Annotated in this window: 13 protein-coding genes and 1 pseudogene; 3 read left to right on the top strand and 11 right to left on the bottom strand. The window is 58.8% G+C overall.

The window, feature by feature from the left end; translation table 11 throughout:
* Window positions 1–48 precede the first annotated feature (48 nt).
* The 4 genes and pseudogenes from NZK35_RS28005 to NZK35_RS35005 form a co-directional block, all read right to left on the bottom strand.
* Window positions 49–996 carry a sugar phosphate isomerase/epimerase family protein gene (locus NZK35_RS28005; protein ID WP_259635831.1) on the bottom strand — a complete coding sequence of 316 codons (948 nt, stop codon included), beginning with the start codon at window positions 994–996 and terminating at the stop codon, window positions 49–51.
* Window positions 993–2,216 carry a sialidase family protein gene (locus NZK35_RS28000; protein WP_259635830.1) on the bottom strand — a complete coding sequence of 408 codons (1,224 nt, stop codon included), beginning with the start codon at window positions 2,214–2,216 and terminating at the stop codon, window positions 993–995. Before NZK35_RS28000 ends, NZK35_RS28005 begins: the two co-directional genes overlap by 4 nt.
* A gap of 377 nt (window positions 2,217–2,593) precedes the next feature.
* Complete coding sequence (locus NZK35_RS35010) at window positions 2,594–4,012, bottom strand: sulfatase-like hydrolase/transferase (RefSeq protein ID WP_407699844.1); 1,419 nt, start codon at window positions 4,010–4,012, stop codon at window positions 2,594–2,596.
* 237 nt (window positions 4,013–4,249) lie between these two features.
* Window positions 4,250–4,810 (bottom strand): annotated as a pseudogene (locus NZK35_RS35005) (3-keto-disaccharide hydrolase); the annotation flags it as partial.
* A gap of 159 nt (window positions 4,811–4,969) precedes the next feature.
* On the opposite strand from NZK35_RS35005, the gene NZK35_RS27990 reads away from it, so the two are divergent.
* A complete protein-coding gene (locus NZK35_RS27990) occupies window positions 4,970–6,988 on the top strand; it encodes a DUF2339 domain-containing protein (RefSeq protein ID WP_259635828.1) in 2,019 nt (672 codons plus the stop codon).
* Window positions 6,989–7,009: 21 nt separating this feature from the next.
* On the opposite strand, the gene NZK35_RS27985 is transcribed toward NZK35_RS27990, so the two are convergent.
* The 4 genes from NZK35_RS27985 to NZK35_RS27970 form a co-directional block, all read right to left on the bottom strand.
* On the bottom strand, window positions 7,010–9,535 hold the full coding sequence (locus tag NZK35_RS27985) for a CehA/McbA family metallohydrolase (RefSeq protein ID WP_259635827.1): 2,526 nt from the start codon (window positions 9,533–9,535) through the stop codon (window positions 7,010–7,012).
* A 101-nt stretch (window positions 9,536–9,636) separates the two neighbouring features.
* Window positions 9,637–10,956 (bottom strand): sulfatase-like hydrolase/transferase, encoded by a 1,320-nt coding sequence (locus NZK35_RS27980; protein WP_259635826.1) that lies wholly within the window; start codon window positions 10,954–10,956, stop codon window positions 9,637–9,639.
* A 5-nt stretch (window positions 10,957–10,961) separates the two neighbouring features.
* Window positions 10,962–11,888 carry a DUF6807 domain-containing protein gene (locus NZK35_RS27975; RefSeq protein ID WP_259635825.1) on the bottom strand — a complete coding sequence of 309 codons (927 nt, stop codon included), beginning with the start codon at window positions 11,886–11,888 and terminating at the stop codon, window positions 10,962–10,964.
* A 160-nt stretch (window positions 11,889–12,048) separates the two neighbouring features.
* Window positions 12,049–13,350 (bottom strand): Gfo/Idh/MocA family protein, encoded by a 1,302-nt coding sequence (locus NZK35_RS27970; RefSeq protein WP_259635824.1) that lies wholly within the window; start codon window positions 13,348–13,350, stop codon window positions 12,049–12,051.
* Between the two features lie 124 nt (window positions 13,351–13,474).
* Between NZK35_RS27970 and NZK35_RS27965 the strand changes: the two genes are divergently transcribed.
* Entirely contained in the window at window positions 13,475–13,906 is a 432-nt protein-coding gene (locus tag NZK35_RS27965) for an SRPBCC family protein (RefSeq protein ID WP_259635823.1), read from the top strand.
* Between the two features lie 44 nt (window positions 13,907–13,950).
* On the opposite strand, the gene NZK35_RS27960 is transcribed toward NZK35_RS27965, so the two are convergent.
* Window positions 13,951–14,964 (bottom strand): alpha/beta hydrolase family protein, encoded by a 1,014-nt coding sequence (locus NZK35_RS27960; RefSeq protein WP_259635822.1) that lies wholly within the window; start codon window positions 14,962–14,964, stop codon window positions 13,951–13,953.
* A gap of 236 nt (window positions 14,965–15,200) precedes the next feature.
* Between NZK35_RS27960 and NZK35_RS27955 the strand changes: the two genes are divergently transcribed.
* Window positions 15,201–16,043 carry a PhzF family phenazine biosynthesis protein gene (locus NZK35_RS27955; RefSeq protein ID WP_259635821.1) on the top strand — a complete coding sequence of 281 codons (843 nt, stop codon included), beginning with the start codon at window positions 15,201–15,203 and terminating at the stop codon, window positions 16,041–16,043.
* Here the strand turns inward: NZK35_RS27955 and NZK35_RS27950 are convergent.
* Window positions 16,040–16,195, bottom strand: coding sequence for a hypothetical protein (locus tag NZK35_RS27950; RefSeq protein WP_259635820.1), 156 nt, complete (start codon window positions 16,193–16,195; stop codon window positions 16,040–16,042). The two genes, NZK35_RS27955 and NZK35_RS27950, sit on opposite strands and share 4 nt — an antisense overlap.
* Window positions 16,196–16,377: 182 nt before the next feature.
* Entirely contained in the window at window positions 16,378–17,550 is a 1,173-nt protein-coding gene (locus NZK35_RS27945) for a hypothetical protein (RefSeq protein ID WP_259635819.1), read from the bottom strand.
* Window positions 17,551–17,754 lie beyond the last annotated feature (204 nt).

Here is a 17,754-nt window from a genome sequence, read left to right as displayed (position 1 = left end):
CACCGAACGCAAGCTGGAAGCTTACGCCACCGAACGCAAGCTGGAAGCTTACGCCACGTTGGGGCGGCGGATTTGGAGGGACTCGAAGAGCGGTGCGAGGCGTTGGTAGCATTGGCGAGCTGTCGCAATGGGTTGATAGGCGGGCTTTCGATGGACGTGTGAGCTGACCTCGACGTTGACGAAACCGCAATAGCCGGCGTCTTTCAGTACCGTCAATAACTCGCTGTAGTCGGTCTCGCCATCGCCGGGTAGCAAGTACTCGTGCTTGGCGGGTGTGCCTCGACTGTCTTTGACTTGAACGTAGGCCGTGATCGGCAGCAGTTGATTCAAGCTTGCTGCCAGCGAGAGTCCTTCCAGGTAAAAATGGCTGTAGTCGTACACGACCTTCAGCCAGGGGCTGTTGATTTGTCGGTGGACCCACAGCGCCCGCTCGGGCGTGTGGACGGCGTGTGCGGCATGGGGTTTGAAACAGATAACGGTTTCGTTTTCGCGTCCGACTTCTGCCCAGTCGGATAACTGGTCTACCAGTCGTGTCTTCGTTTCATCCCACTGATCCGTCTTGCCGGCGACGATCGACTGAACGACGGGCGGGACTTCCGGGGCGAGGTCGTGCGCCAACTCGGTCGCCCGCTTCAACCGCTGTAGGTTTGCGGCGTGCTGCTCGTCCGATCGCAGACAAGGCAGGCTGTCCAGCAGTGACGGGACCGCCAAATTCAGATCACGGAGCTGTCCACGAATCTCGGCACGTTCTCGTCGACCCAGCGCCGTCGGTTCGGTGGGCCATCCGCTGATCAGCGCAAATTCGATGCCGTCGTATCCGATCTCGGCACAGGCTTTGGTCGCGTCGGCCGTCTTCAGAGATTTCATCCCGTAGGTGCCGAAGCCGAATCCGATCGTGGCGGGCGCGTCGGCAGCGTTCGCACGCGACATGTCGGTGGCGGCGGTGAGCTGGATCGCCGCGGCGGTCAGGAAGCATCGTCGGTTGAGAGGAATCATTGGGCTTTCGACTTGAGTTCCGAAACGCTGACGCGTGCGAAACTGATTCGCTGGTAGGAATTCTTTCCGGAGGCATCACCGTTTTCAAACAAGACGCCCAGTAAGTCGTCGTTGATCAACACCAGATCGCTGTAGGCGGCCGGTCCGGTATGAATCAGCGGGCCGTCCTGCCAGGACCTGGTTTGATCGGTGGAACAACGCAATCGCAAGTCGCTGCGTCCCTTGCCACTGGGGCCGTTTTGATCGGGCCCGGAAAACACGATCAGATCGTCCGCGACGGCCAGCAGCGAACACTGAACGACGGGCGGATCGAGCACCGCGGGCGCCGGGCGAAACGCGTTCCAGCGCCGGTCGCGGGAGTCGAAGGATTCACCGCCGTCGCTGCTCCAGGCTTCGCCACGGGTGCCTGCTGCGCCACCGAGTTGGTTGCGGGTGTTGAAGTAGAGCGTCCCGTCGGCCAGTTCGACCACGGTGGTTTCGTTGGCGCCGATCCCGTCTTTGTAGGTTTCGTCGACCGCCCCCAGACGCCACGTTTGCCCGTGGTCGTCGCTGAGTACCACGTGAGCCCCCAGGTCGCCGCCGTCCTTGCCGTCTTCCCCGAGTCGATGGTCCGTCGGAATCACCAATCTTCCGCGATGGGGTCCACGCTGGATTTGAATCGAATGGACCGGACCGGTCGCGTACCAGCCCCAGGCTTCTTTCTTGACGTCTTGGGTGATCTCGCGCCGCGGCGACCAACTTCCGCCGTGGTCGTCACTGAAAATCACGAACGCGCGATCGTTTTCAAGTGTGAACGGCAGCCAGATCCGTCCCGGATGGTCCGGATCGAGCAGGTCGACGACGGGAGCGGGATTGCCGATCGTGATGTCGTTCACGCCATCGGCGACCACGCCGCGAAAGTCACTGTTCTTTTGCACCACTTGCAGCGTGCCCCATGTCTTGCCGCCATCGGTCGAACGTTTCATGACCAGGTCGATCTCGCTGGCGTCGCCGCCCTGCCGCGCTTCGCAAAACGCCAGCAAGTCCTCGTTGGCGGCGCGAATGATTGCCGGGATGCGGAAGATCCGATATCCGTCTTGACCGCTGACAAACACACTGGCGACCGGAATACCGGTGTCGGTCAACGCAGGCTGCTCGGCGGACGTTGGGTTCGCGCGCATGCTGCTCGTGACCAGCAACAGTGCAAGGAAGTAGGGTTTTGGATCGATGCGGTTGTTCATGTTGGATGGTTGAATTTGTTCGGTCGTGTTGGTGTTTGGGGAATCGATGTCGTTTCTTCTGGCTAGCGGCAGGGAGCAAGCCCAATGCCACTTACTTAAGCTCTAAAGGTGTTAGCGGAACGGCGCGAGCCGTCCGGTTGCGCTTCAAAAAACACCGTGAAAGACCGGAGGGCTTGCGCCCTGCCGCTAACACCTCGTCAAACACAGGGAATAAATCGTTCACGGCGAAGGGCGGAGTTTGGGAACGAGTCTTGGATCGGCGTCTCACCGTTCGACCTCCCCTCGCTGCGCTCGACCCTCCTGCCAGGAGGGTGACTTTGAAAACTGTACGACCTCCATCGCGGGAGGGTGAGGTATGGAGCGTGCGGCCGGGCGGCCTATTCCGGCTGATCCCAAAGACGGTAGGGATCGTCCAGGCGGCGCATCTCGTCGAGCAGCAGCTTTTCCATCTTGATCAACCGGTCCTTGTGCTTCGGGTCGTCGGCCAAGTTGACTTGGCCGGGCGTGGGTGTATCGCCGACCAGGGCATTGAGCGATGCGTCGTGGTGTTGGGTTAAAAATTCGTGTGGATTCTCGGCCAGGTTGAACAGTTGTGTCTCGCGGACCTTGCCGTCCAACACGTCGTATTTGATCAGTTTCCAATCGCCCTGTTTGACACATCGCATGCCCGGCTTGGTCCCGCCACAATAAACGCCGAACAGCGTGTCGCGGACGACTTGTTGTTTGCCGAACAGGACGGGGGCGAAACTGATCCCTTCGTTTGTGTCGGGAGCATCGATGCCGGTCAGGTCGCAGATCGTTGCCAGGACATCCATCAAGTAGATGTTCCCGGGCGCTCGAACGCCCTGCGGAATCCCCGGTCCCTTGGCGATGAACGGAACGCGCCAGGTGTGTTCGTACAGGTTTTGTTTTCCTTGCAAACCGTGGCGACCGATCGCCATGCCGTGATCGGCCGTATAAAAGATATAGGTGTTGTCGAGCTCGCCGAGTTTTTCGAGTTTGTCGAGCACGCGACCGATCTGATCATCGATATTTTCGCTGCACGCGAATTCGCGTCCCAGTTCGTTTCGGATCGTTCGTTCGTCGCGCCGTGTCCAGACGCCGCTGACTTTCTCTTCGTCACGCAAGCCGGGATGACCGTGATGGAACGGGTGCTCGGGCAAGTAGTTGACCGGCAGTTGTGGTTGTACGGGGTTGGCCGGCGGCAATGAATTCTTGTCGGTGTGATTGACCGCGCCGTATTTCGCGTTGAGTTCCGAGGTTCCGTCACGCGTGTCGTGGGGGTGTGAAAAACCGAAGTAGATCAAGAACGGATCGGTGTCCTTGGACGCTTCGCGTTGGCCCAGGTAATCCAGGACGCGATCGGCGTGCCAGGCGCTGCCGGTTTCATGAGTGCCGCCACGTTTGGTCGCTTCGTGAACGATCGTGAACAGTTGGTTGGCCGCGTCGTAGCTGTTGCCCCGTTTGCACGTTCGCATCGTGTCATAGCCGGCGCGATTGAACACGGCGGCCATCGTCTGGTTGGGCAGATCGGGCGGCACCAGCGAAGGATTGTCGGCGTTCGGATTCTGTTTGTTCCGTCCGCGGTTGGGCAGATGCCAGACGCTGCGTCCGCTCATGATCATGTGACGCGACGGTGTGCACACGGCACCGGACCAGGACCCCATGTGATGTGCCGCATCCAGGACGATGCCTTCGGCGGCCAGTCGATCCAAGTGGGGCGTTTCGAGTTTGGAACGCGTGTTGTAGATCTGCAAATCAAAGGGCGATTGATCGTCGGCCAAGATGAACAGAATGTTCGGGCGTTTCTTGGTCTTTGATTGAGCCGCTTTGTTCGCTGCCGCTTTCTGCTGCGCTGCGGTTCGCCGTGCGACGATGCCGGCCAACTTTTCCGCTTCGGCTTTGAGAACTTCCGGCGCGATCGTGGCGGGTGTGACGGTGCGATGCCCGATGTCTTCGCCCGCGGCAATGCTGCGGATGCGAATGTTGCGATACCAGACCGGGTCGCCGTGGTCTTGTAGACTGAGATAACCGCCGCGTTGAGAAAGGTCGCCGCCGCGCTCTTTCAGCATGTCGACGTTGAAGGCCCACTTGGGATCTTGGTAATCAAAGTCGATGACTTTGTTGCCGTTGAGCCAGTGTTGAATAACGGAACCCTTGCAGACGACACGGGCTTCGTTCCACTGACCCACCGGGCGTGTCTCGTCGGCCGACGGTTGCATGCAAAAGTACAGCGAGGCGGCGCTCGTGCGTGGGTTCTGGCCGTCTTTGTGTTTTGAATTGTCCAGGATCTGGTATTCGTACTGACCGGGACGATAGTAGACGCCACTGTTGCTGCCCGCGGCGACTTTCCATTCGAATCGCAGTTCAAAGTCGTCGGGAACCTTGGTGGCGTTGTAGATCAGCGATCCGCCTTTGCCCGTACGGGTGATCACTCCATCTTCGACCACCCAGTTCCCGCTGTGTTTCCAGCCGTCCAGGTTGCTGCCGTCGAACAGCGTTTGGAACGATTTTTCCTGGGCCACCGCGGATGTGGTGACGGGCAGCAGCGGCAATAGGACGAGAGAAAAAAGCAAGGGGAAATGTCGCGTCATAGCGAGGCTCCGAAAACCGGGCGCGGTGGGGAAGATGGGGGAGGTAAGATTCTAATCGTTTCTTGGCGAGGCGGGATGCTCGCCTGTTGAAATCTCGCATTTGTTATCCTGACAGAACCGTTCGCCTGACATTCCTGCCGATCAAGATTCCGCCGGTCCATGCACACGTTTCCCGATTTCCGCTGTCCGGCAGAGGCGATGGGGCTGGTGGGGATTGTGTTCAGCCTGCTGGCGATGTGGGTTGCGTTGGGGGGCGGTCGCTGGTGGATGCGGTCTGCCATTGGTGTGGCTGCGTTGGGGCTGTTGCTGCCGCTGCACGCCTACCAGCCGATCATGTTCTTTAGTCTCGCCGGGGTCAGTTCCGTTGTCTTGTTGAGTCTGCTCCGTTTCTTTACCGAGCGGGATCAGGTGCGTTGGCGACATCCGCGCAGCGTTCCCGCGATCGGAGGGCGGATCGAGTTTTGGTTGGGAGCGTTGGCCGGTTCGGTTGTGGCCGCTGCCAGCGTGGGTTGGGCGGTGCGAATCTTTTGGAACTTCGGCTGGTTGGAAACGTTGCTGGTCATCTTGCCGGTCTATTTCACCATTCAAATTGTGGCGATGCTTTTTGGTGATTCCTTTCGCTTCGGCCCCCGCATCGTCACTCGGCGTGATTCGTTCGGCCAGTCGTTTCGGTTGATCGAAGCTCTTTTTGCGGTCGTCTTACTCGCGGTTCTGTTCGCGATCAACGCGTTGGCCCTGCAACGAGCTCCGATTTCACTCTGGTTCTCGGTCCTTTGCGCCGCCGGCATGGCGACGATGGTCAACGTATCGGTTGCCGCCCTCTTTACCGCAAGTCGCCTGCGATGGCGGCTTGCTTCGATCGTTGTTTTTGTGATCGCTCTCGGTCTTGCCTTGCAGTTTGGGGCGGTCGGCGGGAGGTGGTTGATGCAAGCCAGCTCGTTGAGTTATTTGCCCGGCACGCCGTTTCGTTCGATGATCTGGGGGTATTCCGTTGCCCTGTTGATGACGACGCTGTGTGTCGCGACGGCCGGCTTGTTCCGATCTGGAGCAATCGATTCACCGGCAGAACGTTCGACAGGACGCGTCGCACGAGTTGCATCAGCGGCGCTGCTGGGGCTGTACGCGGCCTGTCTGATTCCCATCGCGGTCAAAATGGTCCCGCCACTGGCTCAGCCCGATCCGATTGCCGAAGACGCAAAACTCTATGAGCAGTTGGAAACAACGATGACTGAGTTGATGACGTTGAATCCCAAGGAACAGACGATCGACGATCTCGCCAAAACCGGGCGGACGGAAAGTGCGATCGAGGTTGCCGAGGCCTATGCGTCGATTCGGCGTTCAACGCGTCGGGTGTTTCGCGCCCCCGATCCGCTGGCCGTCGATGCCGATTTCACGGGGCTCGGACAGAAGCTGAACGCTTTTCGGTCTTGGGCACGATGCATGGACAAGGACGCCATGGCTGCGGTCAAGTCGGGCGAGTTTTTCGAGGCCAGTGAAGCATGGCGCGATTGCATCCACGTCGGGCACGGTCTCGGACGCGGAAGTCAGATAGCCTACGCGCTGGCCGGCATTGCGATCGAAGGCGTCGGTCAAGAAGGCTTGGTGCGGATCCGCAACGATCTGCCAGTCGAAACGATTGCCGAACTGTTGTCCGCACTGATCACGATCGATGGTCAGCGCGAGTCACTCGAATCGCTGCACCGACGAAGCGATTTGGTGATGGATCGGGAAATGACTTGGCAATACCGACTGGCGATGCACGCGCCGGCACACTTGTCGGCACAAAATCCGGCCGAGACGACGACTCTGGTGTCGCCATCGATTCAGGCGACGGGGGATGCGATCGATCGACGCGATGCAGGATTACGAATGCTGATGGTGGAATTTGCCGCTCGATTGTTTGACGCAAAACAGCGGCGGATGCCCACCAGCATTGAGGAACTGGTGCCAGAGTTTTTGCCGGCCGTTCCGCTCGATCCGTTCAGCGGGAATTCGCTGATCTATCGACAGACCGAGACCGGTTTTGTCGTCTACAGCACCGGCCCCAATGAAACGGATGATGGCGGCGAGTTTGGCGACATCACCGCACTCTATCAGAACGGCTATGACTTTGATCTCGATACCCTGATCCGACCGACGAAACGCAGTGGGGTCGTCGGGTTCGGCGGAATGAACTAGCGGAATAGGTCTCTGCCCGATTCAGTGCGGTGACTTGGGCAGCGGCAAACCGAGTTCGTCGCCGTTTGGCTGGAAGCCGTTCCCGTCGACATCGACGAAGATCGGGTTGCTGACTGCGATCGGTGGACGCTTGCCATATTGCTCACCCATGACCTTCTCCATCGTCATCCCTTCGCCGATCGCTGCCACGATCAGGTGGGCGTCCGCATCCAGTTGGACCGTGATTGTCGAATCAAATTTGACAACGCTGTCGGAATCGGCGAACAGCTCGGGAGAGTTCTTTCGCGTGTAGTCATGTTTTTCGCTGCGGCGTCCGTTGACGAAAATGGCAACACGATTGACGTCCAACCAGTTCGGGCATTGGACGGTCACCTGGACGTTCACCTGACCATCGCCGGCCGAAAGGTCATCACCGGGAATCGCCGGTGCCTCGCCGGTTTTCGACGTGCCGACCACCGACAGGAACGGCCCGGTCGACATGACGATGTGCCCCGCTTCGGCTTGACGGATCATTTCGTCGGTGGAGATCTCTGCCGGGTCATCGGTGCTGCTGGCGAACCAATTTCGCAGCCACCCGCTTCCATGGTGGTTGTAGTGCGCGTCGGTGTTGACGACACCGGGAATGCGATAGCCCTGGTTGAGCAGTTGCATCCATTGGAACAGCGGGATTCGCATTTCGCGGACATTCGGTGGCTTGCTGGCGACGTCTTGGAAAATCGTTTCCAGCGGGTGGACTTCGATCACATCCATCCACTTGAGCATGCCGCGGAAACCCTTGTCGGGCGTTCCGTCGACATCCAAATCACCATAGATTTGATGCAGATTGGGATGATTCATCTGGACCAGCTTGTCCGATCCGCCGTCCCACATCGCCAGCCGTTCGATTTGGACGACCGGGTTGGGGTCGACGCGCGGGCCGCCTCCGTTTTGGGTGTGTGGATGGTGGTGCAGCGGGAACGAATTTTGATGGTTTGCCGGTAATGGATTGCCGGTCAGTTCCATTCCCGTGCACGTCGCCATCATGTGCGACAGCTGCATCTGTTGCAGATGCGGCGCGTAGCTGCTGATGCGATTGTGTTCGGTGCAAGGGGCGAATTCCAGATGTTCGCAGAGCAGGTTTTCGACGCGTCCGTATTGATCGGAGGTGTTGTCACCCGAAGGGCTGCTGTGGCTGTGCAACTCCGTGCTGACCCAACCGCGGGTATCGACGACGCGGTCGAGTTGGACCGAAAGCTCGGTCATCGTTTCTTTGCCGACCTGGATTTGCCGGTTCACGCTGTTGTATTCCGGTCCGCGGCTGAAATGGATTTCGTAGGTGCCCGGATCGAGCGGGCAATGCAGTTGCCCATGCACGGCATAGACACAATTCTTGACAAAGGTTCGGGTGCTGTCTGGACCGAAGTCTGGATGGTCGCCGTTGGCCGCGTAGATCGTCGCCTTGGCCGGAATGGGAGTTCCGTCGCCGTCGGTGACGGTTGCAGTGAATCCGCTCGGTGCGGACGTTCCGAGGCGTATGGTTTGGGGTTCGTCGCTGGTCTTAACAACCAGAACAAAGGCTGTGTGCCCGATGGCTTTGTAGCTGACGACGTATTGTCCGGGGACGAGTCGGGCGTGGGCGATCCCCAGGTCGTCGGTTTGCAGTCGAAACGGCTTGGAGATGTCGCCTTCGGAACCACTCATCTGCCGGAGCACAATGTTGGCGCGTCTGACGGCGGCTTTTTCGTCGCTGCCTGGGATCTCAAGCGGCACCTCAAACGTATGCATCGCCGGTGCCAGGGGGGACCCTTCCGCGACGGCCAGCAAGTCGATCGGGCTGGTCGCGGGATACAGCAGGACCGTCCAGGTCGTCAGCCCGTCGCCACGCTGCACGTGCTGGTCGCCGTAGTGCAACTCCGCCGGGCGGCCGTTTTTCCACTGAGGCGGTTCGGTGCCGATCGGACTTTTGAATCCGATCGTTTGTCGAAAGAAAGCGTCACTGCAGTACGCGACGCTGCCGGATTGCTCCATCGCAAAACTGCGATCGGCGCGGACTCCGTCAAACGCTTTGACCGTTTCTGCGTTATCCCCTTCGATCCATACCGTCGTCTCGACGAACGCGTTCCCGTCGACCAGCCGATAACGAACGGTTGCGGTGGTTCCATCACCGGCGAGCGATTTCGACGAACGGCATTGCCAGAACACCGCATCGCCGTCACGACCGATTTGCACCTGGCTCGGGTCATGGAACTGATACCTGGCTGCCGTGGGGATGAAGGCGCTGAGCTGATCGTTGGAAGGGTGATTCAGGGTCAGATCGAGAATCGACGCACCGATCCCGCGAATCGTCAAGTTGGCATCCCGCGTCGCAATCGGGGCGGCGATCGTGACGGAGATCTGATCGTTCTTCATCAGATAGTCGCCATAGATCCAGTCCACCTCTTTGCCATCGATGTCGGGTTCGAACTCCGGGTAGATGACTCGGATTTCGGCGGAGGTGGCAAACGCGGCGGAGAGCCAAAGGAACGCGCAGACACAAGGGATGAATCGGCGCAAGCGTGGAGGTTGCATGGCGGGTTGGGGGGAGGGAGGGGCGTGGGAAGGGGGGCAGGATCTGAAATCTGAAATCTGAAACTTGAAACTTGAAACTTGAAACTTGAAACTTGAAACGCCTAACGATCAGCAGGTGTTTTCAGTTCGTTCAATCGACGCTGCAGTCGGGCGTGTTCTTGGTTGGCTTCGTGGGGCAGTTCGTCGATCGCAGGTGCTTGCTGTTCTTTGGGGTCCGTGGCGAGATCGAAGAAGCGTCCGTCGTCGTGGAGGCGAAACCGCGGAGACCGAATGGAGCGTTTTCCGCGGTGTTCGCTGTAAATCCAGTCACGCTGGCGTTTCCTTGCGTCTCCGAACAGCAGTGGCGCGAAGCTGATTCCGTCGCGAAAGACGTCTTCCTCTGCTAAGCCCGCCACTTCGGCGACCGTCGGCAGGTAGTCGGTCAGGTCGACCATCTGTTCCATCTGGGTGCCGGCACGGACGCGACCCGGCCAATTGGCGATCAGCGGAACTCGTGTTCCCGTGTCGTCGTGTTTCCCTTTGCCGCCGGGAACCACCTCGCCGTTTCGAATCGAAAACACTTTGGGACGGGCCATGTTGCCGTCGGCGTCAACCGACAGATAACTGGCCGCAGGGGTCCCGTTGTCGGTCGTGAACAGGATCAGCGTTTCGTCGCGAAGTTCCATCTGTTCCAGCGCCGCGACCAACCGCCCGACCATGTCATCCATCGATGAAATCATTTCCGCGTACGTCATCCAGCGGCCGTCTTTGTACGGCGCGACGTGCCGACCTTTTAAATCATCGGTGACATCGTGACACAGCGCCATCGGATAGTACGCGAAAAACGGTTTGCCATCTTGTCGGCTCTGCCGCATGAAATCGATCAGGAATTCGACATACAGATCGGGTCCATATTTGCCGAGCGTGTCCTCCCGGAGTTGCCCGTTTTGATAGATCAGCGGATCGTGATAGCGACCGCCTTCGTGCCAACCGAACAGACACCAGGAATCGAAACCGACACGACGGGGATGTTGCGGATCGTTTTTCATCATGCACAGCTGCCACTTGCCGGCAACGGCGGTTGCGTAGCCGGCCTGTTTCATGCGGTCACCGATCGAGATCCCTTCGGCGGTTTCGGGGAAGTCACCCCACTTCATCCCTTCGGGTCCGAAGCGAAACGGGTAACGTCCGGTCATCAGGCAGACCCGCGAGGGGTGGCAGACCGGCATCGAGTAGGCGTGGCTGAATTGCATCCCGCCGTGAGCCAGCGCATCGATGTGCGGAGTCGGATGGCTTTGGCCGCCATAGCAACCGATCGCGTCGCAGCCGACGTCGTCCGCCATGATCAATAGGATGTTTGGTTTCGATGCCCCGGCGCTGGAGGGCAGCATCAACGGTGCGAGCAGCACCACGGCGAAGACGGACGTTAGCACGTGTTTCATTGTGATCATTGCCCCAGTTTAGCGTAGTTCTCATAAGCTTTGCCAATCGCGTCGTCCTCCGTGCCGGAGTGGAGGTACACGGCGAACCGCAGCCGAAGCGTTTCACCGGGCTGAACCACGACCCGGCTGGCCGTTCCTTGTTTCATCGCCGCGCGGCCGAAGGGGTTGGCGGCGATCAACCCATAATCTCGGGCGTGCCACCAGCTCGGGCGAACGTTCGTCGGATGACTCATGACCGTGATCCCGACACGCTGGCCATCAATGACACCACTGTAATCACACCAGGCGGCGGGGTTGCCCCAAATCGCGTTCGCACCCGAACGGTCCTCGGCGTCTGTCAATGTTCCCCCGGCGACTTCACTGATCGGCGTCGCGACGCGAACGCCCAGCCCCATTTCCTCCTGGTCGCCGAACGAGAACGGCTTGCTGCCACTGAAGATGGATTCAAAAACAAATCGGGTTGCGTCGGGTTTTGCGAGTACGGCAAAGCGGAACTCTTCGTCGCAAATGATTCTGCCGTCAGAACCGATGTATTGTTTCTTTTCGATGAAGGAACCCTGGTTGCGTTCGGAGGCGGGGTTCTGGATGAAGTCCACGTGTCGAACCGACGCCTTGTTGCGCCAAAAATCCTCGCCGCCGAGATCGCCGAATGCCAACCAAATCCCGGGGTGCATCGTGGCGTGGTCCTCGCGATCTCCGGCTTGGGGTGGATGATGACGCGTGACCTGAATCCCACCGGGAGCTTTGACGTGGGCAAAGTAGGGTCGCGGGATGGAATCATCGCGATAGACGTAATGTGCCATCGCTTCGCCGTCGGTTTGAATGATGACGCGTCCGTCGCCTTCATCGAACGTCAGTTCCGGGCGCTGTGCCGGGGCCGCTGCAGAGAAGCAAAGCCATGCTGCGAACGTCAACTCGATACGTGGATTCATGGGGCTATTCCGGAAGGTTCGGGCGCGGAGTACCAGCGGACGATTGGGGGGCGGAATCGACCGATGATTGTGATCGCCCCTGATTGCCAAGCAGGACGGATCGAATTCATCGAAAACGTGGGAGTCAGCAAATCACAAACCACAAATCTGCGTGCGAAGATTAGGCATGTGGGACAGACCAATGACCTCCCCCCCGATACGTGCGTCCAAGCATGGCGTCGGCTTCAGGGTCACCGTGGATCGTTTGCTCTTTGGGATCGATGCTCAACGATCGTCCGACCATGACGCTGATGTTGGCCAGATGAACCAAGCTGCAGGAATCATGGCCGATCGTGATGTCGGCTGCCGGTCTTCGGCTCTCGGTGATGGCCTGCAGGAAATCGATTTGATGATTCTTCGGCAGTGTCAGATCGTCGTTTGATGTTGGAATCGCGATCGGTTGATTGGTGTCATCCCAGATCGCGAGCTTGCCCCGTTTGCTGACGAAGAGCATTCCCTTGGTTCCATAGAACTCGACCCCCGTGTCGCAGTTGTGCGGCAAGTTCTTGGACCAGATCCGCATTTCGAAGATCAATTGCTTGTTGGATTGCGGCTTTCTATCGCCCGGCCACTGGAACACACAGGTGGCGGTGTCGGGAAATTGCTGGTCATCGTCAAAGTAAAACTTGCCGCCGATCCCCGATGCCTTTCTCGGCAACCCTTCGACGCCCAAGCCCCATCGTGCGATATCAATCTCGTGCGTGCCATCGTTTCCGATGTCACCGGTTCCGAAGTTGTGCCACCAGTGCCAGTCGTAATGGAATCGATTGGATTGAAATGGCAGAAACTCCGCGGGGCCGACCCAGGTGTCGTAATCGATATGGGCCGGCGGTGCCGAGGGTTTGGCGTGTCCGATGTTTCGTCGCCGTTGGATGTTCCAGGCCTTGCAAACCAGCACCTCACCGATCACCCCGTCGCGGAGCAGGTTGATTGCACGGACGACCAGCGGGTTCGTACGGCTTTGTGTTCCGTGTTGAACGACAACGTTGTTTCGACGTGCGGCGTGGACCAACATCCGTCCTTCGCGGAAGTTATGGCTGCAAGGTTTTTCGACGTAGACGTGTTTGCCGGCATCGCACGCCATGATCGAAGCCGGGGCGTGCCAGTGATCCGGGGTGGCGACGACGACCGCATCGATGGAGCGGTCATCGAGAATCCGTCGCAGGTCATCGGTGACGTGTTTCGCACCGGACAACTTTTGGAAGGCTGCAGCATGCTGCTGATCGGGGTCGCACGCCCATGTCACCGTGGCCTCACCGGCAAAGCCTTGCAACAAACTTTTCGAACGGCCGCCACATCCAATGAAGCCGATTCGGGGTAGGCCCCTGTCCGACGCGGCTTGCGCGACATTGGCGTAAGACAGTGCGGACAAACCGACGGCAGATCCACGTACGATCAGTTTGCGACGGGTCAGGGATTGCATTGGAAATACCGTGGTTCACCCAGTTCGTTCTGTGACAGGCACATCACACGCCCCGCATTCTATATGATTGAGTTGGCGTTCGCGTCGCGAACACGAGAAACACATTATCAGATTGGGATCAACGATGTCCTGCTACAACTCGGTGATTGTTCCCGCGGCGATCGATGACGTTTGGAACGAGATCCGCAATTTCCACCGTTTGGACTGGGGGCGTCCGTTTATTACCAGCGTGAAAGCGGTCGGCGGCCTGCCGGGCGATTGCGTGGGAGCCAAACGGGTGCTCAACGGCGCGTTCGAAGAAACGCTGTTGGATTTGGACGATGTCAACTACAGCATACTGTATTCGATCGACGATGGTCCCGAACCGGTGTCGCAGTCGTCGCTGTCCGACTACCGTGGCCGAATCCAATTGTTGCCCGTCACGTCCGACAACACCACGTTTGCCCAATGGATGTCCGAGTACACGGCGGACGATCCACAATTGGTCGCGGATTTCTGCAACCCCATCTATGCAGCCTTACTGGAAGCGTTGCGAGACCACTTTGCCAGGGCGTGAGGTGGAGCAAAGGTCAGTGGGAGAGGCTTTCAGCATGTCATTGCTTACTTCCATTGCCACATATCTGCCGGGTCGAGCGTGCCGTCGGTATGGGCGGCATCGGATTGAAGCCAGCTTTTGGCATCTGCATCGTCCAACAGATAAGCCTGCCAAAACTTGACACTGATCTTTTGAATCGCTGGGTGATGTTTCGGATTGCGATCGCGACGACGCAGGCCGCGGGCGTCGGAGAACGTGTAGTGGTTCCCGTCTTGGAAGACCAGATGATACTTGTCTGCCGCGGGCAAGGCTTTGTAAACCAGCTGACGTGACTCCGGTGTAACCGTGGGGTCAATCGGGCTATCGTCTCGGGTTCCCGTCATACACAGCAGGGGACGATCCAATTGGGCGAACGCTTTTTCCGGCGGCGGCCCTTTTCCCGGTTGGGGACTCATCGCCAAGAACGCGTCGAGGCGTGGTTCCTCGACTTTCCGTCCGAAGAATGACTGTTGGCCGGCAACGCCCAGCGTCGTGACGGCACCGAAGCTGTGGCCGCTCATACCAATGTGTTCCAGGTCAAGCTCGCCGAACAGCGGGTGGTCTTGGGTTTGATTCCATTGTTCCAGTTGATCGATCACGAAGGACACGTCGTCCAATCGGTCGCGCGCACTTTTGTAACTGGCGGCATTTTTGAGCGTCTTGAATCGATCGCGGAGCGGCACATTCTTCATCACGTCGCGATCGCTGCCGGCGTGTTGGATGAACACCGCGACGAACCCCGCGCCCGCCCAATGCTGCCCCAGGTACGGATTGCCCTCACGAGAACCGCCAAGCCCGTGAGAGAACAAGACGACGGGTTGGGCCGTTGCCTGTTCGGGCAGATACACACGCACGGGTACCTTGCGATCTCGTTTCGGATCAAGAGGTTCAAAATCAATCTGCTTGATGCCCGGTGGCGTCTGCGCCAACAGGTAAGATGGCAATGCCAAGCAGGCCAGAGGGACGACCACCATCAGGCCGGTCGCAATGAAGGGGCGCGTCTGCGGCCCAACCTGTCGCAGTGTCTTGATGAGTGACATCGCTCTCAAACCTCTGGCAAAAACTTTCTGAAAAATAAATGGACGCGGAAAATCTTGATCACCCACATGCCACCGGATGCGTCTCTCCGTTGCGGCAGAGGCACCGTCTGCGCTGGTCGCGAGATTTCGTGATTCGATTTCGGACGCCCCATCTTGGCGTAACCGTCCGATAATTTACAGCAATGCCCGCCACCATCTCCTGACCCTTCACAGTCCCCGGCGGGACGGATCGATTCATGAGCACCCTCAATGAAATTCCCATTTGGCAAGTCGACGCTTTCGCCGATCGTCCATTCTCGGGGAATCCGGCGGCAATATGTCTGCTGGACGCTCCTGGTGAGACGCAGTGGATGCAGAACGTTGCGGCGGAAATGAATCTATCCGAAACAGCGTTTGTCCTGCCCACCGGTCGGCCCAATGAATTCCACTTGCGCTGGTTCACGCCGGCGGTCGAGGTGGATTTGTGTGGCCATGCGACGCTCGGAGCGGCACACACGTTGATCAAACAGAGGCGTGTGGATCCCTCGCGACCGATTCGGTTTCAAACCAGAAGTGGCTGTCTGAGTTGCCAGTGCGAGGGGCCGTCGATCACGATGGATTTCCCGGCAACGCCACCGTCCAGCGCGGTTGATCCGGCGAGGACTGCCGATCTTCAAGACGCGTTGGGAGTTGACGTCAATCACGTCGCGAGATCCAACGAAGACTTGTTCGCCGTCGTCGAATCCGAGCAGATGCTGCGCAGCGTGTCGCCGGATTTCGGCAGGCTTGCAGAGATCGAGACCCGCGGCGTCATCATCACGGCCGCATCCTCCGCGGCGGGAGTCGACTTCGTGTCCCGCTTTTTTGCGCCGCGATGCGGGATCAACGAAGACCCGGTGACGGGGTCGGCCCATTGCTGCCTGGCGCCGTATTGGTCCCAGCGTCTGGGCCGATCATCGCTGACCGGATACCAGGCGTCACCACGTGGCGGTGTCGTGCACACCCGGGTCGTCGGTGACCGGGTGCAACTGTCTGGGCAAGCGGTGACCGTGATGGAAGCGAGGTTCTTGATCAATTCCGTCGGCGAGACAAAGCACTAGTCCCCGTCTCCGTAATCGCTGTCCCAGCCGTCGTTGCCGCCGTCGGACCAGCCGCTGGTGCCGCCAAGCAGATGAAAGGCGAAGAACGCACCGACGACCAAAACCAGCACCAGGCCGACAAACAGCTGGTTTTCTTGAATGAATGTTTCCATCGGGAGGGGCCGTGATTCGGGCAGCAAGCGGACAATCGTTGAAGCGTGAACGCAGATACCCTACGTCACGAAACTGTCGCCGGCGCCATCAAGTGTTGGCCAGTCCGGAATAACGGCTCGCCGTTTCTGTGCGTGAGCAAACCTCCGGTCGGGACGGATGGGACGGAAATGCCAGCGGAACATCACGCCGCCTTTCGCTGGCTCTGTTTCGGTTCACCCAACCAGCCGGAGATCGCTTTGAGCTCCTTTTTCCAGTCCTTGCCCGTGCGGCGTCCCAGGAAGGTTTCGAACATCAAGTCCATCGTTTCGCTCAATTGACGGATCGCATCGATGCGGTCATCGTCGTCAAACTCTTCGTCCTCTTCGAGATGGATTTTCGCACCGCTGATTCCGAACGATTCTGCTTGTAGCGTGAGGTCGAATTGGCGATCGTCGCGAATGATCGTCATGCCGGCTTTGCGAGGCAACTTGCCGCTGCGGATCGCCTGCATCGCTTCGGGCAGCTTGACCGGACTCTCCGCCGAGATACTCTCTTTGCCCGATTCGCCCAGCGGGCATTCCAGGCTGAGTGTCTTGGCCAGCATCACGGTGACTTTCGATTCGTCGGCCAGGGTGATCGTGTCGGATTGATTTTCCAGTGTCCACCAAAGCCACATCAAGAACTCATTGCCCAGGAAGTCCGGCGACTGAGAATGCTCGTTGGACCATTTGTGGCTGCCCATCGTTTGGCCGCTGACGAAACTCACCGGCTGCAGATCGTCGACTTCGCCGTAGAGCTCGTTGTCGATTCCCCATTGTTCGGCCAGTGATCCCGCACTCCAGTGTCGCAGTTCCACGCCGAAGGCACGCTCGACCAGATCCAAGCAGTGTCGGCCGGCCGTGCCCACCGAACCGCCGAAGTACAGCAATTCGTTGGAGTAATCCCAGAGCATCGGAAAGGACTGCATCTTGCGATACTTGCCGGTCGCCGCTTCAGTTTCACAGCGTTGTTCCACCGCCTCTTTGGCCTCTTTGCGTTGGGCCTTGGTGATCACGCCCGTTTCGCTGTCCTTGGCGATTCCCGCCAGTTCCATTTGTAGCCAGGCGGCTCGGTAGGCAGAGGGGATCTGGTTGGTGTCAAATCGGGCGGAAAAGTGGATGGCTTCGTTGATCAAGTTTTTGCTGTGATCGAAGTCTTGGTCGAACAAGTGCTCGCCGCCCAAAAAGCCTACCGATACGTTTTCTTCTGAGGCGGTTTGGAATCTGCCGGCAGCGTGCTTGGAGAGGATCTCGATGTGTTCGTCGCCGAAGCGTTCCGCTTCAAAACCGGTGACACTGAATCTTTGAAACGCGAGGCTACCGCGGAGGAATGGCATGGACGATCCCGTGACTGTTGAGAGGGCAAGCGGATGGAAGCGTCGTGGATTTATCGACGGATGCCCGTCAGGAATTTGTCCCGTCGAAGCCAATCGTCACGATCGGCAAGGTTTGACCAGTTTCAGACGGGTTGGGGGGCGAAGTGACAGAAAAATGTGGGGCAGAAAAATGGGGACCGAACGTAGGGGGGGCAAAACGATGGG

The organism is Stieleria sedimenti (assembly GCF_025060895.1).
GTDB lineage: Bacteria > Planctomycetota > Planctomycetia > Pirellulales > Pirellulaceae > Stieleria > Stieleria sedimenti.
The sequence above is the reverse complement of the archived record's forward strand: the minus strand, read 5'-3'. Positions and strand labels throughout refer to the sequence as shown.